We start from the raw sequence: 18,134 nt of genomic DNA on the forward strand, positions 1-18,134 counted from the left end.
AAATGAAAAAGCTTGATATTTTAACACCAATAGGACTAGTGCTAGCTTTTGCTCTTGTAATGTTTGGAATATCTATGGGTGGGACTGGAATCAAACCATTTATAGATATGCCTTCTTTAGCAATAACATTAGGAGGATCATTTTCTGCAGTATTAGTAACATTTTCGGTTGCTGATATAAAAAAGATTCCTAAGTACTTTAAGTTATGTACAACATCAAACAATTTATACAAGATGGATTTAGTAGACCAGTTTAAAGAAATTTCTAAAAAGATAAGAAAAGATGGAGTACTAGCTATAGAAGAGGAAGTTTCGCAGATAGAAGATGAATTTTTAAAAAAAGGATTAGAATTAGTAATAGACGGTGTGGACACTGAAAGTATAAAAGAAATATTAGAAACAGAAATAGCAGAAAAAGAAGTACTTTATTCGGGTGGATCTAAAATGTTTAAAGTATGGGGATCTTATGCACCAGCATTTGGTATGGTTGGGACACTAATAGGTCTAATACAAATGCTTACAGACATGGGTTCTCCTGAAGTAATAGCAAGTGGTATGTCAAAAGCATTAATAACTACTTTTTACGGTGCATTATTCTCAAATGCAGTATTAAACCCTATAGGATTTAATATAGAGGGAAAAGGTGAAAAAGAAGTTGTATTTATGGAAATGATGATTTGTGGAATTAGCAGTATACAAAATGGAGAAAGTACAAGAGTAATAGAAGAAAAATTAATAGCATTCTTAGATGAAAAAGAAAGAGCAAAATATTATAAAAGAGAAGGAAATGAAAAGGTAGCAGATTTAGATGGCGCGTAAAAAAAAGAAAGGCGATGATGTCAATACAAATGCGTGGATGGACACATATGCCGATACAATAACTTTACTTCTTACATTTTTTATATTGCTATATTCAATGTCTGCAGTAGATACTCAAAAACTTAATGAGTTAACTGCTGCATTAAAAAATTCACTTCAAGGAAGTACAAAAGTAACTGATTTAAAAAATATAGACCAGCTAAAGGTAGCTATAGAAAAAGATGGAGATAAATTAGCATCAAAATACGAAGATTTATCTAAAAAATTAAATAAAATAATAGATGAAAAAGGTCTTAAAGATGACATAAAAGTTAGAGAAGAAGATAGGGGTATAGTATTACAATTAGGAGAAAATATATTATTTGACCCAGGAAAAGCAAATTTAAAAGAAGATAGAAAAAAAGTGCTAGATGGAATAACGAGTATAATAAAAAGCACTGATAATGACGTTTTAGTTGAAGGTCATACAGATGATGTTCCTATGCATAATAAAGAGTTTGCTTCTAACTGGGAACTATCAACTGCAAGAGCTGTAGGTGTAGTTGAATATTTCGTAGATGAGCAAAAACTAGATCCTATTAGATTCTCTGCAAAAGGATATGGAGAATTTAAACCATTAGTTAAAAATGATACACCAGAACACAGGGCAACAAATAGGAGAGTAGATATTTTAATTGTTGAGCAAAAGGAGAAGTGATAATAAACATCATGGATAATATGTTGCAATATATAATAAATTTATTGATATTTGTACCACTAATTTTAATCTTAATAGTAGTTTCTTTAAGATTAAGTAAAGCAAGTATGTCAACTATTGCAGGCAAAAAATATACTAAAGTTTTAGAAGTTACAAATTTAAAAAAAGACATAGATTTATTTGTTTTAAAGATAGGTGATGAGGGATGTGTATTAGTATCATCACCTTCTAAAGTAGATAAAATTAAGGATTTAACTAAAGAAGAAATAAATTCAATAGAAAAAATAAAAGATGATTCTGAAATAAACTTAGGGCAGTTTGCTCCAAGATATAAGAAATTTAATTTTTTTGGAAATAAATCAAAATATAAAAGCCTTAAAGTAAATAAATCAGATTATAATAATTTAAATCTTAGTAAATACAAGATAGATAAATTAAACTTAAAGAGGAATAAATATGGAAGATTTCGCTAGTATGATGTTAAAAAATCAGCAACATTTAGCTCCTTTAATAAAATTATTTATAGTTTTAACATTTTTAATGTTTTTGCCAACTGTAATATTTATGATGACAAGCTTTGTTAGAATAATTATTACACTCTCATTTTTAAAATCAGCATTAGGAGCACAGCAATCTATACCTAATCAGATTTTAATTGGTATAGCCATGGCACTTACCATATTTATAATGGCACCTACTATAAGTGATATAAATAAAACTGCAATAAAACCTTATATGGAAAAAAAGGTTGAATTTAAAGAAGCTATAGAAAAAGCTGAAGTACCTGTAAGAAAATTTTTATTAAAGCAGACAAGAGAAAAAGATATAAAATTATTTTTAGAAATGTCTAATATGGATGGAAAAAAAGTCACAAGAGATGATATTCCATTATATATATTAGTCCCAGCATTTGCTATAAGTGAATTAAAAACAGCTTTTCAAATAGGATTTTTAATATATTTACCATTTTTATTAATAGATTTAGTAGTATCAAGCACACTTATGTCTATGGGGATGTTTATGCTCCCTCCGGTTATGATTTCATTACCTTTTAAATTACTATTATTTATTATGGTAGATGGATGGAATTTATTAATAAAATCTTTACTTTTAAGCTTTAAATAATGAGGAGAATATTATGAATGAAACTATGGTAATGAGTATAGTAAAAGAAGCATTATATACAAGTATGTTGGTGGGAGGCCCAATTCTTATACTATCTTTAGTTGTTGGACTACTAGTAAGTGTATTTCAAGCAACTACTCAGATTCAAGAACAAACATTAACTTTTGTACCTAAGTTGATAGTTATAGCATTAACATTAGCTTTAGGTGGAAATTGGATGTTGCAGGAACTTATAAAATTTACAACAAAAATAATGAGTATAATAGCTAATATAAAAGGATAAAAAATTGATATTTATATTTATTAGAATAATAACCTTTTTTGCTATCATAAATGTAATATTTCCTGCAGGAACACCAAATATATTTAAAGTAGTATTTTCATTATTTATGTCTACAATAATAGCTTTTTCGGTACATGTAAATGTACACATTACTACAGTTTTACAATTAATAAATTATAGTGTAGTTGAAATAGTAACAGGATTAGTATTAGGATTTATAACAAGTTTGTGTTTTAATAGCTTAAAAATTGTAGGTAGCTTAATAGATCAACAGTTAGGATTATCTATGATAAACATATATGATCCTAACAGTAAAAATCAATCAACACTTATAGAAAATATAATGTATTGGATAGGTATTTTGGTATTTTTTACTATGAACGGACATCATAGTTTAATAGAAGGAATACAACATAGCTTTGAGATAATACCTGTAGGAAAATCTATACTAATTGGAAATTTCAATTACGTAATAAATGTATTTATTGAATATTTTGCAATTGGTTTTAAAATAGCAGTTCCTATTGTACTTTGCTTAATAATAACTGAGATAATAATGGGATTAATATCAAGAAGTGTTCCACAATTTAATGTAATGGTTATAGGAATGCCAATTAAACTTTTAGTAGGAATAGCAGTTTTTATTATAGGAATGCCATTTATACTAAAAGAAATTCATAACTTATTTAATCAATTACCATCTATACTAGATGGAACTTTAAAAGTAAAGCATGGAGTGTTAAGCTCTATTGGACCTGTAGGTATGATTTTATCTTCTAGTGGTGATAAAACAGAAGAACCTACATCAAAGAAAAAGAAAGACGCTAGAAAAAAGGGTAATGTAGCTAAAAGTAAAGAAGTAACAACTGCAATAACCCTAATAGCCATATTATTTATAATTGGTACAATGTCAAATTATATGATATCAGATTTTAAAAATAATATAATACATTATTTAAGTAATAATTTTAAATTTAATATGGATTATAACATATTACACACTTTGACAGTAAATTTAATAATTTCATTTATGAAGTTATTTTTACCAATAGGATTGATAATAATTGTATTTTCTGTAATAGGAAATGTTATGCAAACAGGGTTTATGTTTAACTTTGAGAGCATTAAGCCAAAATTTTCAAAACTTAATCCAATAAATGGATTTAAAAATATGTTTTCTATGAAATCTGTAGGAATGTTGATTAAAAGTATAGTTGTAATAGCTGTACTTTTTGAAATAGGATACAGTTTTATGAAAAAAAATTTCGAATTAATAATGAACAGTGGAGACATACATCTTCCATACCTTATATACACTATAGTAAATATAATAAAAGATTTACTAATAAATATAGTTTTAGCAGTAGTAATAATAGCAGTAATTGATTTTGTATATCAAAAGTATAGTTACAGAAAAAGTCTAAAAATGACTAAACAGGAAGTAAAAGAGGAATTTAAGCAAGTTGAAGGAGATCCTCATATAAAAGGAAAGATAAAACAAAGACAAAGAGAAATGGCTAGTAAGAGAATGATGCAAGCTGTTCCATCAGCTACCGTAATAGTAACAAATCCAACACACATATCTATAGCAATAAGGTATGAAAGAGGAAAAGATACAACTCCTATAGTTGTTGCAAAAGGAGCTGATGTAGTAGCATTTAAAATAAGAGAAATAGCCAAGGAACATGATATACCTATTTTAGAAAATAAACCTCTAGCAAGACTTATATATAAAGAGGTAGAAATAGATCAAGAAATACCAGAAGAAATGTATCAAGCAGTAGCAGAAGTATTAGTGGCTGTTTATAAAATTAAAAATAAATACAAATAGTTAAAAAGAGGTCATAGATGGAAAAACTAGATTTGAAGAAAAGATTTGATATAATAGTAGGATTTGGAATAATCGGCATTGTTTTAATGATAATAATACCACTACCTCCATTTCTATTGGATGTAATGCTAACATTAAATATAGCATTTTCATTATTAATATTATTACTTACACTTTTTTCAACTAATATATTACAACTATCAATATTTCCTACTATATTGCTTGTTACAACCTTATTTAGACTAGCTCTAAATATATCATCTACAAGACTTATATTAGGGCAAGGTTATGCAGGAAATGTAATAGAATCATTTGGAAGTTTCGTTGTAGGTGGCAATTATGTAGTTGGAGTAATAATATTTTTAATTATAATAATTATTCAGTTTATAGTCATAACAAATGGTTCAAGTAGAGTCTCTGAAGTTTCAGCAAGATTTACTCTTGATGCCATGCCAGGTAAACAAATGAGTATAGATGCTGATTTAAACTCAGGTACAATAGATGAAAAAACGGCAAGAATTAGAAGAAGAGAATTACAACAAGAAGCAGATTTCTATGGAGCTATGGATGGAGCATCTAAATTCGTAAAGGGAGATGCTATAGCAGGTATAATAATAACAACTATAAATGTATTAGGTGGAATTATTATAGGTGTTATAATGCTTGGGATGAGTTTTTCAGAATCTGTGCAAACATATATTAGACTTACAATAGGAGATGGTCTAGTTAGTCAAATACCAGCACTATTAATATCTACATCAGCAGGTATATTAGTAACTAGATCAGACTCAGATGAAAGTTTTGGAAATTTACTAGGAAAACAATTAATATCTATACCAAAAGCTATAGGAATGACAGGAATAGTTCTTATAGTATTAGGTTTTTTACCAGGGCTTCCAAAACTATCATTTTTCTCATTAGGTATAGGAGCAGTAGGAATTTCGTTTTTATTAAATAAAGCAGAAAAAGAAAAAGAAGCAGAATCTTATGACTTAGAATATAAAGAAGAAGATGCTCAAGCTAGTTTAGAAAACGCAGAAGATGTATCTAAGTTAATAAATGTAGAACCTATAGAAGTAGAAATAGGATATGGTCTAATTCCCCTAGTAGATGAAAGTAATGGAGGAGACTTACTACAAAGAATTGTATCAGTAAGAAGACAATGTGCTATTGATATGGGTATAATAGTTCAACCAATAAGAATAAGAGATAATTTACAGCTAAATTCAAATCAATATAGTATAAAAATAAAAGGAATTGCAGTAGCAACATATGATTTAATGCCATCTATGTTACTTTGTATGAATCCAATGGGAATAGATTCAAGTATAGAAGGTATACAAACAAAAGAACCTACATTTGGCCTTGATGCTTTATGGATAAATAAAGATAAAGCAGAAGAAGCAGAATTATATGGGTTTACAGTTGTAGATCCTACTACAATTTTAGTAACACATCTATTAGAAGTTATAAAGTCGAAGTCTCATGAACTTTTAGGACGACAAGAAGTTAAAGAAATAATAGATGAAACAAAAGAAAGATATAGTGCTGTTGTTGAAGAGCTAATTCCGGATTTAATGACATTAGGTGAAATTCAAAAGGTATTTAAAAACCTTCTTAAAGAAAAAATTGCTATAAAAGATAGAGTAACTATTTTAGAAACTTTGGCAGATAATGCAAGAAATACTAAAGATATAGAACTTTTAACCGAATATGTAAGAATGGCAATGAGTAGAAGCATATGCTCGGAATTAATAGATGAGGATAACTCTATTACAGTAGCTACATTATCTATGGAAATAGAAAATTTAATCGGAAATAATCTTCAAAGGTCAGTAAATGGAACATATCCAGCTATAGACCCAGACACTACTAATAAAATATTTAATAGTATACAAATGACAATAGAAGAAATTAACTTTACGAATAACAGACCAGTATTACTGGTATCACCAAAGATAAGAGCACCTTTTAGAAAATTAGTTGAGATTGTATTTCCAAATGTCTCAGTACTATCTCTTAATGAAGTTCCAAGTGATATTCAGATAAAAGCTCAAGGTGTAGTAAATATATAATATGGAGGAATGTAATAATGAAGTCACATCAACAAGAAGAACTTATAATTAGTAATATGCCTCTTGTTAAGCATATTGCATCAAAATACTATACGAGCAAAATGGGAATGGAATATGAAGATTTAGTTAGTTATGGAGTCATGGGACTTATAGACGCAACTAATAAGTTTGATGAAAGTAGAGGAGTGAAATTTTCAACTTATGCATCTATAAGAATATCATCTTATATAATTGATGAAATAAGAAAATACTCACCTATATCTAGAATGTATATGAGCAAAATAAAAGAATATAATAAGGCTGTAGAAATTTTGCAAAATAAATTTTTTAGAAAACCAACTATAGATGAAATAGCAAATCATATGGGTGTTAGTAAAAATGAAATTAATGATATAAATGTAAAAATGTTAGATTTAAACAACGTATATCTTGATAATGTAATTTTTGATGATGAAAATGAAGTTAAGCTTATAGATACTTTAAAAGAAAAAGAAGAGTTATCTCCGACACATTTAGTTGAAAAAGATGAGCTACAAGAAATAATGGCAAAGGCTATAGATACCCTTAATGAAAAAGATAGGCTTGTTTTATCTTTATACTATTATGAGGAATTAACATTAAAAGAAATAGGATTAATATTAGGGGTTTCTGAGTCTAGAGTATCCCAATTAAATAGTAGAGCCATAAAGAATTTAAAGTTAGCTATGAAAAAGTTAAAATATATAGACTAATTGGAGGGAGAAAAAATGATAAGAGGATTATATACGTCTGTATCTGCCATGATGGCATTAGAAGCTAAACAAAGTATTGTTACAAATAATTTAGCCAATGTAAATACTGTAGGTTATAAAGAAGATACTTTAGTTGAGAAAAGTTTTGATGAAATTATGCTATCAAATAATGACAATTACATAAATGGAATTGCTCATAAACAAAAGCTAGGTGGATTAAGCTTTGGTACAAGAATAGATGAGAATGCTACAAATCATAAACAAGGTGCACATATTTCAACTGAAAACAATACTGACTTTGCTATAGATGGTGATGGATTTTTCAAGGTATTAGATCATAATAATAAAACATTTTATACGAGAAACGGATCTTTTAATATTGATAATCAAGGGTATTTAGTAACAAAATCAGGGGATTATGTACTTGGAACAAAAAGAAATACAAATAATTCAGAGCCTATATATGTCGGACATGGAAAGCTAGTTATAAATCCAGATAATAGTATAAGCATAGATGGTAATAAAATGTATGATTTTAATATAGTTAAGTTTGATAATAAACATGATTTAACAAAGAGTGGAAATAATCTATATAATGGTAAAAATGAAATAAAAACCAATAATATAAAGATCAAACAAGGGTATTTAGAAGGTTCAAATGTTGATAGTATAGGTACAATGTCATCATTAATGGAGACTGTAAAACTATTTGAAGCAAATCAAAAAGTTATTCAAACGATAGATTCTACTCTTAGTAAAGTCGCAAATGAAATTGGAACAGTAAGATAAGGGAGATAAAATATGTACAATATAATGAAAAATAGCGTATCTGCAATGTCTGCAAGTCAAGGGAAAATAGAGGTAACTTCAAATAATATGGTGAATGTGCAGACTACAGGGTATAAGAAATTAGACATTGGTTTTTTAGATTTGTATAATGAAACATTAGATAGAAGCTACTATCCGCACAATAATAATAACAATACTGGTACTGGAGTAAAAGTATCTCAATCTTTTAGAAACTTATCCCAAGGAGCAATAAAGGATACAGGAATAAAAAGTAATTTAGCTATAGATGGAGATGGATTTTTTAGAGTTATAAATCCAAATGGTACATTTAGTTATACTAGAAATGGAGAATTTAATGTAGATTCAAATGGTGATTTAGTTGATGATAAGGGAAATAAATTAGATATACAAGTTATAAATGGAAATGATGTTGATTTATCAAAAGGAGAAGTAAGCATAAATAAGTTGGGAGAAATATTTGTAGATAAAGAAGAAGTTGGTAAGATAAATTTATATAAAGTACAAGGCGATAAAGATTTTATTCCTGCAGGTGATAATTTATTTAATTTAAGAGATGGCGCTAAAATTGAGTTAGTAACTAATTCAAATATACTACAAGGATATGTGGAAATGTCTAATGTAAATATGGAAACTGAAATGACAGACTTAATCATAGCTCAGAGAAGTTTCCAATTTAATAGTAAGGGGCTACAAGCTACTGATGATATGTGGAGTATGATAAATAATCTACAAAGTAGATAAATTTTTATAGAAAGGAGTTAGTATTCTAAAATGTATAATTATATATTTTAGATATATACAGTTTATGGAACAAAATGTAAAAACATATGATTTTAAAAAACCACAAAGATATTCAACTGATAACATGAGATTTTTATCTGTTATATCTGAAGACTATTGCAAAAATACAAATTTATTTTTAGCATATGAGTTAAAAAGACCTAATATAACTTGCAAGGTTGAAAAAGTAGAACAAACAAATTATGAAGAATTTATTAACTCAATAAGTCCAAAATCAGTTATCGTAGAACATGCAATACAACCACTAGTAAAGGATCTTATTTATCAAATTGATAAATCTGTAGCATTAACATACATAGATTTAATGCTAGGTGGAGATGGAGTATTTGAAAATTATGAAAGAGATTTAACAGAAATTGATAAGCAATTAATTTTTCATTTATGCACAAAATTGTTAACTAGGTTATATATAGTTGAGACTTGTAAATCAAGAGAAGTATTAAGAGTACATTCAAATGCAGGTGCTAGTAAAAAGTATCCAGTAAGTGAATCAGTACTTATAGCTCATATGAAAATGATGTATGGAGACAAAGAAATCGGAAAAATGCGCTTTTGCAACCCTTATAGTTGCATGGAACCAATATTAGATCAACTAGAAACGAAGATATTATTTAGAAATAAGAATATAGAGTATGATTTTGAATTTACAAATGCAATTTATAACAATGTTTGTGGTGCAAATGTAGATATAGTAGCTAGACTAGGTGAAACAAATATAAGTGTTGAGGATTTATTAAACTTACAAGTTGGTGATATTTTATCACTAGATACAAAAGTAGCAGGAGATTTAGATTTGTATGTTGCAGGGGCTAAAGCATTTAAGTGTAAACCTGGACTTATAAAAAATAAAAAAGGTGTTATAATAACAAACTCTATAAGAAAGGAAGGGTAGAATATGAGTGAAAAATTTGATAGAGTATTAGATATAGAATTAAAAGTTAGTGCTATACTTGGAAGAACTAAGATGTCTTTAAAAGATATATTTGAGTTATCTAAAGGATCTTTAATAGAATTAGATACATTCGAAGATCAAGAAGTAGAAATATATGTAAATGGAAGAAAAATAGGTTATGGACAAGTTGTAGTAGTAGATAGAAATTTCGGTATAAGAATAACAAGTATATTAGGAGAAGAAGAATTAGTAAAAACTTTAAGCTAAGAACCTATATAGTAAAGGATGGTTAGCAGCACATGGCAAAAATATTAAAAAGTAAATACAGCAGTACGGGGGAAAGGTGTGTAGATGCTTGTTTAAATTATGGGATGCTAAGATATGTAAATGAAGATGGATCACCAGTTAATATAGAGATACCTTTTGATAAATATGAGGAAGCTATAAGTGATTTTCAAGATAGGATTAAAGAAGGTATAGCTCAAAAGGATATGAATCCTAAAGCAATATTAAAAAGAGGTACTATAAGTTATAATCAAGCTAAAGAATTAGCTATAGATGGAAAAATTAAAGGTTTAGATTTTTTTGAGATAGATGGAAGTGTAGAATGTGAACACATACTTGGCATATCAGGAAGTATAGAGTATGCACTATCTATTTGGAATGGAGAAAGTAAGATTGAAGCTTTAGAAAAAGCAGTAATTAGATCTATAAAAGTTTATGGTGAAGACTTTATATATGGGATAACTCTAGATGAAGACTCAGATGAAGTTGAGTACTTAAAATTTGCAAAGAGTATATTTTCAATAGAAAATCTAATGGATGTAGAACTATATAAATCTAAAAACTATAGTATAGATAATGAAATTGAAGAAAATGATTTAAATCCAAAACATAAGATTTTTAAAAGTTTAGATTTACCACTAGGTTTTTTAGGTGGATTACTAGGGTTTATGATTGTACAGATTGCTACTAATTTTGGAGAAAATATTTCAAATGAAATAGTATATCTATTATTAAATGCTATTACAATGTCTATAGTTGCTTTTATTATGATAAAAAGTATAAATTTTATCACGAAAAAATATGTAAAAAATAGTACATCATCCATAATGGAATTATTCGACGAAGAATTAGAAAAAGTTAGCTATGAAAATTTATTGACTGAAAAAGAAGTAAAACTTATACTAAAAAACATTACAAAGGGTGAAGTTACTAAACTTCTTATGGATATGAAGGGGAGTGTAAATAAGAAAGTATCTAGTAATACTCTTGTAACCAAGGAAACTAAGTTTGTATTAGATTCAAGACGTGCAATAATATTACCTAGTGAATATGAAATAATTCAAACCCTTACTTTACTTTTAAATGAATATAAAAGTAAGAGATCTAAAGACTACAGTATAAAAAAAATATAAAAATAAAGCATATGAGTCTATTATAAATATATTAAATAGCTTCATATGCTTTATTTTTATATATTAAATATAAAAAAATATTTAATATATAAAGTATTTGTTTTTTATCCGTATAAATAGAATATAAAATTTATTCATATTATGTAATTATTAAAAACATAATATATAAAATCTAAAGTATTAAATTAAGTATCCGTATAAAATATATGTTAAATGTATTTAATATATTTGGTATGTTTATTAAAGGTATATTTAGGATTTAGCGTGCACGAACTTCAAGAATTAATATTAATGAAATATAAACTAATAACATAGAATCATATATTAATATAATCAAAGCTCAAAATTTTATAAGGAATTAAAATAGTTTATATACTTATGTATAATTTTAAAATCTATATTATCTAATATGAATTATAGGGAGACGATTATGAGAAAGTTTAAAGATTTAAAAATAGGTAGAAAACTTGCAATATCATTTATAATTGTATTACTACTTGCTACATTTTCAAGTATATATACAATATCGAAATTAAAAGAAGCGGAAGAGTTAAATTCTCAGCTATTTAATGGACCGTATGTAGGAACTAATGAAACTATGGGTATACGTAGGGATTTAGTTTCTGCCGGAAGAAATACAGTTAATATCGTACTTAGACAAAAGCCTGATGTTTACTTCCAAAAGGCAAAAGAAAATTTTGACAGTATAAACAATAGAATAGATAAAATATCTAAAACATTTACAGGAGATAAAAGTGATCTTGAAGAGGTTAGAACTGCTGTAAATAATTATAAATTAGAGTGTCAAAATATTTATGATGTGGCAAGAACTGGTGATTACAAAAAAGCTATGGAAATGAGTGATGAAAATACTCCATTTTATAATGATTATAACAAAGCTGTAGATCTTGCTGTAAAGTTAAACGAAGGATCTAACCAAAGAGGTATTGAATTTAATAAAAACATCCATGAAACAGTAAAAAATGCAATAATTGCATCTGTAGCCGTAAGTGTATTAACTATAGTTGTCGGTCTTGCTATATCAATTTATATAACAAAATCTTTAACAAAGCCAATTGAAGAAATAGAAGAAGCTTCAAATAAAATGGCAAATGGAGATTTTGATATAAATATAGAATACGAATCAAAAGATGAACTAGGTTTATTATCTGAAAGTATGCGTCATATGAGTAAAGAAGTAAAATCAATAGTAGATGACACTGTTTGTGTACTAGGAGAACTTGCTAAAGGTAACTTTAATGTTGAAACTAATGTTGAATATATAGGCGTATTTAAAGATATAGAAAAGTCTGTTACAAGAATAAGTAATGATTTAAGTGAAACAATAGCACAAATAAATGCAGCTGCAGAAGAAGTTGAAGCAGCATCAAATCAAGTTTCAAGTGGATCACAAATGTTAGCTCAAGGTGCTACAGAACAAGCAAGTGCTATACAAGAATTATCAGCAACAATAATAGAAATATCAGATAAGATAAAAGAAACAGCTGACAATGCAAGAAATGCTAACTCATTAACTAACAGTTCTGCAAAACAAGTTCAAGAAGGTAATGAACAAATGAAACAAATGGTAAATGCTATGGAAGAAATATCATTTACGTCTAACGAAATAAGCAGAATTATAAAAACTATAGACGATATAGCATTCCAAACAAATATACTAGCACTTAATGCTGCTGTTGAGGCTGCTAGAGCAGGTTCTGCAGGTAAAGGATTTGCTGTAGTTGCAGATGAAGTAAGAAATCTAGCTGCTAAATCAGCAGAAGCTGCAAAGAACACAGCTACATTAATTGAAAATTCTATGGAAGCTGTAAATAAAGGAACTGAAATAGTTGATAATACAGCACAATCTCTTCAAAAGATAATAGATACAACAAACAGAACTACTGTTATAGTAAATGATATAGCTAAAACATCAGAAGAAGAAGCTGTTGCTATAGCTCAAGTTACATTAGGTGTTGAACAAATTTCTGAAGTGGTGCAAACAAATTCAGCAACTTCAGAAGAAAGTGCTGCAGCAAGTGAAGAATTAAGTGGTCAAGCACAAATGTTAAAATCACTTATTGAAAACTTTAGATTAAAAGATGTAAATAGTTCAAATAGATCAATAAACTTTAATACTGACGAAGCTAGCTATTTTGAAATGAATGAGTTTTAGTAAAAAATAATATATCATAAATTATGATTTAAAAAATGGAAGCTTTTAGCTTCCATTTTTAAAAGTTAGTTTTAAAGGAGTTATCTTATTTAATAAAGGAGAGAAATATGAGTGGAGTAGATTCTTTAAATGAATTTTATGTGCATGAAAATATGCAGTTATTAGAACAATTGGAAGAGATTTTACTTGCAGGTCAATCAGAAAATGGGAAGTTAGATAAAGAGCATATAGAAGAAATTTTCCGAGCGATGCATACTATTAAAGGTTCGTCTGCAATGATGGGGTATGATAGTTTAACAAAACTAACTCATAGTGTAGAAGACATATTTGATGCAATACGTAATGGGTTAGAACTTTCAAGTAATCAGTGGGATGAAGTTGTTGATCTTGTTTTAGCGAGTATAGATTTCTTGAAAGAAGAAATGTTAAATATTCAAGATGGTCTTCTTCCAGAAGCAAGTATTGAAGAACTACATGATAAGGCAATTAATTTTTTAAAAAGTGCAACAAATAAAGAAGATGATATAGATAATAAATCAAATGAAAATATACAAGAGTTAGCGGAAAATAAAGAAGAAAAAATTACAGCTAAAAATAGTAATGAAAATTATTTATGTGCAAAAGTATTCTTTGAAAAAGGATGTGCAATGGAAAGCATAAGGGCTTTAGGTGTACTAACAATATTACAAAGTCTATGCTCTGAAGTAAAGCATATACCACAAGATTTAGATTCAGACTGTGATGATGTAATAATTAAAGACGGATTTGTATTATATATGAGAACAGTTCAGGAACAATCATTAATAGAAGAAGCTATAAAAGATACAATGTTTTTAGATAAATACGAAATACATAGACTAAATGATGAAGAGTTAGAAAGTGTATTTGGAATAATTGCTCCAAAAGAAGAAATAAAGGAAGAAAAAAATTGTGATATTAATGAAGAAATAATAGAAGCTCCAAAAGAAGAAAGTGCAGAGGTAGTAGAAGAGTCAAAAGAACAAAGTACAAATATAATAGAGGAAAAACAAGCACAAGTTCAAAAGAAAGATAAAAAAGAAGAACAAAATCAAGGTCATACACATAGTAAAAATAGCTATCTAACAGTAAATATTAATAAAATAGATACATTAATGAACCTTGTTGGAGAAATAGTTACTACAGAGTCAATGGTAGAAAAGCAATCTCAAGTAGAAAACTTTGACAGAGATAGCTTTGAAAAACAAGCTAGAAGGCTTCACCAATTAACTAATGAATTACAAGATGTTGTAATGTCTATGCGTATGGTTCCAATATCTTCAACCTTTACTAAAATGCAAAGAGTTGTAAGAGATATGAGTAGAAAAACTGGAAAATTAGTAGACTTAGTTTTAATAGGAGAGCAAACAGAAGTAGATAGAAACATATTAGAAAATATTTCAGATCCTTTAATGCACATGATTAGAAATAGTATGGATCATGGTATTGAAACTTTGGAAGAACGTAAAAATACAACTAAGCCAGAAAGAGCTACTGTAACATTAGAAGCTAAAAATACTGGTGGAGATGTTGTAATAATAATTAAAGATGATGGTAGAGGTTTAAATAAAGAAACTATAGTAAAAAAAGCTATTGAAAAAGGAATAACAACTAAAAGTATAGATGAAATAAGTGACAAAGAAGCATATAACTTTATAATGGCACCAGGCTTTTCAACAAAAGAAGCAGTAAGTGAATACTCTGGAAGAGGAGTAGGTATGGATGTTGTATATACCAATATACGTAAGTTAAGAGGCTCAATAAGTATTGATAGTGAGCCAGGAAATGGGACAACATTTATACTTAGAATTCCTTTAACATTAGCGATAGTAGATGGAATGAAGGTAAATATAGGGGATCAAATTTATATTATACCAGCTCTAAGTATAAAAGAAGTATTTAGACAAGGAGACTATGAAATAGTTAAAAATCCTAATGGGCAAGAACATAGCATTATAAGAGGAAATTGCTATGAAATAGTAAGGGTTTCTAATGTATTAGGTATTAACTCTGAGAAAAATGATGAAGGTATTATGATATTAGTAGAGTCTGAAATGGGAAATGTGTGTATCATAGTAGATGGAATTTTAGGTCAACAACAAGTGGTTATAAAGCCAATACCGACTTTACTTACTCAATTTGACAAAGTTCAATCTTATATGTCAGGATGCTCTATTTTAGAAGATGGCTCAATTAGTTTAATACTTGATGTAAATGCAATAATACACAAGTAATTTAGTTATCTAAGGAGAGATATCTATGGAAGGTAGTAAAAAAATAAAAGTTTTAGTAATAGATGACTCTATGGTATTTAGAAGAGTAGTGTCAACTAGATTACGAGAATATTCAGGTATAGAAGTTGTAGGAACAGCTAAAGATTCTTTTGAAGCAAAAGACAAAGTAATACAACTTAAGCCAGATGTATTAACTTTAGATATAGAAATGCCAGGTATAAATGGTATTGAGTTTTTAAAAATACTAATGGAACAACATCCAGTACCAACTATTGTAATAAGTGGAGCAGATGGAAGATGCTTCGAAGCTATAGATGCAGGAGCAGTAGGATTTGTTGGAAAGCCTACTGCAGATACGATGAACCAGTTTTTTGATGATTTATCGACAAAAATAAAGGAAGCATCTATTGCAAAATTAGACAAGAAAACAAAAGTTCAATCTAGTATTATACAAAATAAACGTAAGTTATTAGAAAATAATATAGTAAGAAAAAATGATAAAGATATAATTGCCATAGGAGCTTCTATGGGAGGTGTTGAGGCAGTAGAAAAGTTATTAAAACAACTACCACTAGGATTGCCACCAATTGTAATAACACAACATATGCCACCAATATTTACAAAAAAATATGCAGAAAGATTAGATAGAGGGTGCGTATTAAAAGTAAAAGAAGGTGAAGATGGAGAAGAACTATTAAGTGGACATGCTTATATTGCCCCAGGAGCATTACAGATGGGAATTATAAAAAGAAATGGAAAATATATCTTAGATATAAAAAAAGGCCAAAAGATTAGTGGTCATTGTCCGTCAGTAGATTATTTATTTATGTCCGTTGCAAAGCAAGCAAAGGATAATTCAATAGGAGTTATTTTAACGGGTATGGGGTCAGATGGAGCAAGAGGACTTTTAAGTATAAAGAATGAAGGCGGATATACTATAGGACAAGATAAAAACTCTTGTGTTGTATATGGTATGCCTATGGTTGCTAAGAAAATTGGAGCAGTGCTAAAAGAAGCATCTTTAGATATGATGCCAAATATTATATTAAATCAGTTAAAAAGAAGACAATTAACATCGAAAGTAAAAGGATAGTTGGAGGATAATATATATGAAATTTGAATGTGATAAATTAAATGTATTTCGAGAGATAAGTAATATAGGATCAGGAAATGCATCTAATTCATTGGCAGTTATGTTAAATGAGTTAGTAGATATAGGTATTCCTAAAAGTGATATGGTAGGTTTTTCTGATATAACAGATAGCTATGAATCACCAGAGGAGTTAGTTGTTGGAACGGTACTTCAACTATCAGGAGATATGGAAGGTTTTATTATGGTGATAATGAAGGTAGATTCTGCATTCAATTTATTATCTAGACTTTCAGGAAGTAAAATAGATTGCGATAGAAATGATTATAATAAAGTTTGTGAAACATTATCTTCTATTGGTGAAGTTTGTAATATACTTTGTGGAACGTATTTAACAGCAATTTCGGATATGACAAATTTAAATGTAACTCCTTCTATTCCATATTTTAGTGTAGATATGGTCATGGCTATTATGAATTTACCAATGTCATTGTATGGGCCTGTATTTGATTCTATACTTTGTATAGAAACAGACTTTTTCACGGAAGATCATGAAATAGAAGGAAAATATTATTTCCTTCCAAAGGCTGAATCATGTGATAAATTATTAGCATCACTAGGATTTAATGTTTAGGAGATAAAAAATGAAAAATATAACGGTTGGTATAGCCGATTTTAATATTGTTAAGGCTCCAGACCAAATTACGACTATTGGATTAGGATCATGTTGTGGAATAGTATTATATGACGAAACAAAAAAGATAGCAGGTTTAGTTCATATTTTATTATCAGATTCAAAGAATGAGAGACAAGTTGTAAATAAAGCTAAATATGCAGATACTGGAATAAGTTTACTGTATGAAGAAATGAAAAAATCAGGAGCAAATCCAATGTTTATAAAAGCTAAAATAGCGGGTGGAGCTCACATGTTTACTTTTAAAAATGCAGATAGTAGTATATTTACTATTGGAGAAAAAAATGTAAAGGCATGTAAAGAAACATTAAAAAAATTACATATACCTATTGTATCTGAAGATGTTTTAGGAACCTGTGGTAGAACTATTACCTTTGATGTATTAACAAGTAAACTAAAAATCAAAAGTGTAGGAAAAGGTGAAAAAGTCATTTAAAAAGG

The 18,134-nt window shown here is 28.2% G+C and carries 18 protein-coding genes; all 18 read left to right on the plus strand.

Translation table 11 applies throughout. The annotated features are described in order from the left end of the window. Positions 1–2 precede the first annotated feature (2 nt). The 18 genes from ABCP60_RS01295 (at position 3) to ABCP60_RS01380 (ending at position 18,129) form a co-directional block, all read left to right on the plus strand. On the plus strand, positions 3–818 hold the full coding sequence (locus tag ABCP60_RS01295; RefSeq protein ID WP_092926871.1) for a motility protein A: 816 nt from the start codon (positions 3–5) through the stop codon (positions 816–818). Continuing rightward, on the plus strand, positions 808–1,515 hold the full coding sequence (locus ABCP60_RS01300) for an OmpA family protein (RefSeq protein ID WP_195236884.1): 708 nt from the start codon (positions 808–810) through the stop codon (positions 1,513–1,515). The genes ABCP60_RS01295 and ABCP60_RS01300 overlap by 11 nt, the downstream gene beginning before the upstream one ends. Continuing rightward, on the plus strand, positions 1,512–1,988 hold the full coding sequence (locus tag ABCP60_RS01305; protein ID WP_207743597.1) for a hypothetical protein: 477 nt from the start codon (positions 1,512–1,514) through the stop codon (positions 1,986–1,988). The genes ABCP60_RS01300 and ABCP60_RS01305 overlap by 4 nt, the downstream gene beginning before the upstream one ends. Continuing rightward, on the plus strand, positions 1,972–2,640 hold the full coding sequence (gene fliP, locus ABCP60_RS01310; RefSeq protein WP_092926865.1) for a flagellar type III secretion system pore protein FliP: 669 nt from the start codon (positions 1,972–1,974) through the stop codon (positions 2,638–2,640). Before ABCP60_RS01305 ends, fliP begins: the two co-directional genes overlap by 17 nt. Before the next feature lie 13 nt (positions 2,641–2,653). After that, positions 2,654–2,923 (plus strand): flagellar biosynthesis protein FliQ, encoded by a 270-nt coding sequence (gene fliQ, locus ABCP60_RS01315; protein WP_092926863.1) that lies wholly within the window; start codon positions 2,654–2,656, stop codon positions 2,921–2,923. A 4-nt stretch (positions 2,924–2,927) separates the two neighbouring features. Then, positions 2,928–4,754 carry a fused FliR family export protein/FlhB family type III secretion system protein gene (locus ABCP60_RS01320; protein ID WP_166505004.1) on the plus strand — a complete coding sequence of 609 codons (1,827 nt, stop codon included), beginning with the start codon at positions 2,928–2,930 and terminating at the stop codon, positions 4,752–4,754. A 17-nt stretch (positions 4,755–4,771) separates the two neighbouring features. Next, positions 4,772–6,829, plus strand: a complete 2,058-nt coding sequence (flhA, locus tag ABCP60_RS01325; protein WP_092926859.1) for a flagellar biosynthesis protein FlhA — start codon at positions 4,772–4,774, stop codon at positions 6,827–6,829. A gap of 17 nt (positions 6,830–6,846) precedes the next feature. Continuing rightward, positions 6,847–7,560 carry a FliA/WhiG family RNA polymerase sigma factor gene (locus ABCP60_RS01330; protein WP_092926857.1) on the plus strand — a complete coding sequence of 238 codons (714 nt, stop codon included), beginning with the start codon at positions 6,847–6,849 and terminating at the stop codon, positions 7,558–7,560. 15 nt (positions 7,561–7,575) lie between these two features. Next, entirely contained in the window at positions 7,576–8,349 is a 774-nt protein-coding gene (locus ABCP60_RS01335) for a flagellar hook-basal body complex protein (protein WP_343101053.1), read from the plus strand. A 12-nt stretch (positions 8,350–8,361) separates the two neighbouring features. Next, positions 8,362–9,111 (plus strand): flagellar hook-basal body complex protein, encoded by a 750-nt coding sequence (locus ABCP60_RS01340; RefSeq protein ID WP_092926853.1) that lies wholly within the window; start codon positions 8,362–8,364, stop codon positions 9,109–9,111. A gap of 64 nt (positions 9,112–9,175) precedes the next feature. Further along, entirely contained in the window at positions 9,176–10,063 is an 888-nt protein-coding gene (locus tag ABCP60_RS01345) for a FliM/FliN family flagellar motor switch protein (protein WP_092926851.1), read from the plus strand. Between the two features lie 3 nt (positions 10,064–10,066). Next, the gene (gene fliN / locus ABCP60_RS01350) at positions 10,067–10,330 is read left to right on the plus strand and encodes a flagellar motor switch protein FliN (protein ID WP_092926849.1); all 264 of its coding nucleotides are present in this window, start codon (positions 10,067–10,069) and stop codon (positions 10,328–10,330) included. A 32-nt stretch (positions 10,331–10,362) separates the two neighbouring features. After that, positions 10,363–11,481 (plus strand): hypothetical protein, encoded by a 1,119-nt coding sequence (locus ABCP60_RS01355; protein WP_166505008.1) that lies wholly within the window; start codon positions 10,363–10,365, stop codon positions 11,479–11,481. Positions 11,482–11,911: 430 nt separating this feature from the next. After that, positions 11,912–13,657, plus strand: coding sequence for a methyl-accepting chemotaxis protein (locus ABCP60_RS01360; RefSeq protein ID WP_240276099.1), 1,746 nt, complete (start codon positions 11,912–11,914; stop codon positions 13,655–13,657). 107 nt (positions 13,658–13,764) lie between these two features. Beyond that, positions 13,765–15,909, plus strand: coding sequence for a chemotaxis protein CheA (locus tag ABCP60_RS01365; RefSeq protein ID WP_343101054.1), 2,145 nt, complete (start codon positions 13,765–13,767; stop codon positions 15,907–15,909). A gap of 25 nt (positions 15,910–15,934) precedes the next feature. Further along, a complete protein-coding gene (locus ABCP60_RS01370; RefSeq protein WP_166505010.1) occupies positions 15,935–17,002 on the plus strand; it encodes a chemotaxis response regulator protein-glutamate methylesterase in 1,068 nt (355 codons plus the stop codon). 16 nt (positions 17,003–17,018) lie between these two features. Continuing rightward, positions 17,019–17,633 (plus strand): chemotaxis protein CheC, encoded by a 615-nt coding sequence (locus tag ABCP60_RS01375; RefSeq protein ID WP_092926844.1) that lies wholly within the window; start codon positions 17,019–17,021, stop codon positions 17,631–17,633. A gap of 10 nt (positions 17,634–17,643) precedes the next feature. After that, positions 17,644–18,129 (plus strand): chemotaxis protein CheD, encoded by a 486-nt coding sequence (locus ABCP60_RS01380; RefSeq protein ID WP_166505011.1) that lies wholly within the window; start codon positions 17,644–17,646, stop codon positions 18,127–18,129. Positions 18,130–18,134: the final 5 nt, after the last annotated feature.

Origin of the sequence: Romboutsia sp. MSSM.1001216sp_RTP31141st1_G3_RTP31141_220114 (assembly GCF_039031195.1) — a bacterium.
Lineage (GTDB): Bacteria > Bacillota > Clostridia > Peptostreptococcales > Peptostreptococcaceae > Romboutsia_C > Romboutsia_C hominis.

Bases quoted from the DNA above. Each gene is read 5' to 3' on its own strand.
- fliP (WP_092926865.1), top strand. From the start codon at position 1,972: ATGGAAGATTTCGCTAGTATGATGTTAAAAAATCAGCAACATTTAGCT.
- ABCP60_RS01295 (WP_092926871.1), top strand. From the start codon at position 3: ATGAAAAAGCTTGATATTTTAACACCAATAGGACTAGTGCTAGCTTTT.
- ABCP60_RS01330 (WP_092926857.1), top strand. From the start codon at position 6,847: ATGAAGTCACATCAACAAGAAGAACTTATAATTAGTAATATGCCTCTT.
- fliQ (WP_092926863.1), top strand. From the start codon at position 2,654: ATGAATGAAACTATGGTAATGAGTATAGTAAAAGAAGCATTATATACA.
- ABCP60_RS01345 (WP_092926851.1), top strand. From the start codon at position 9,176: ATGGAACAAAATGTAAAAACATATGATTTTAAAAAACCACAAAGATAT.
- flhA (WP_092926859.1), top strand. From the start codon at position 4,772: ATGGAAAAACTAGATTTGAAGAAAAGATTTGATATAATAGTAGGATTT.
- ABCP60_RS01370 (WP_166505010.1), top strand. From the start codon at position 15,935: ATGGAAGGTAGTAAAAAAATAAAAGTTTTAGTAATAGATGACTCTATG.
- ABCP60_RS01365 (WP_343101054.1), top strand. From the start codon at position 13,765: ATGAGTGGAGTAGATTCTTTAAATGAATTTTATGTGCATGAAAATATG.
- ABCP60_RS01300 (WP_195236884.1), top strand. From the start codon at position 808: ATGGCGCGTAAAAAAAAGAAAGGCGATGATGTCAATACAAATGCGTGG.
- ABCP60_RS01380 (WP_166505011.1), top strand. From the start codon at position 17,644: ATGAAAAATATAACGGTTGGTATAGCCGATTTTAATATTGTTAAGGCT.
- ABCP60_RS01360 (WP_240276099.1), top strand. From the start codon at position 11,912: ATGAGAAAGTTTAAAGATTTAAAAATAGGTAGAAAACTTGCAATATCA.
- ABCP60_RS01375 (WP_092926844.1), top strand. From the start codon at position 17,019: ATGAAATTTGAATGTGATAAATTAAATGTATTTCGAGAGATAAGTAAT.
- ABCP60_RS01340 (WP_092926853.1), top strand. From the start codon at position 8,362: ATGTACAATATAATGAAAAATAGCGTATCTGCAATGTCTGCAAGTCAA.
- ABCP60_RS01355 (WP_166505008.1), top strand. From the start codon at position 10,363: ATGGCAAAAATATTAAAAAGTAAATACAGCAGTACGGGGGAAAGGTGT.
- fliN (WP_092926849.1), top strand. From the start codon at position 10,067: ATGAGTGAAAAATTTGATAGAGTATTAGATATAGAATTAAAAGTTAGT.
- ABCP60_RS01335 (WP_343101053.1), top strand. From the start codon at position 7,576: ATGATAAGAGGATTATATACGTCTGTATCTGCCATGATGGCATTAGAA.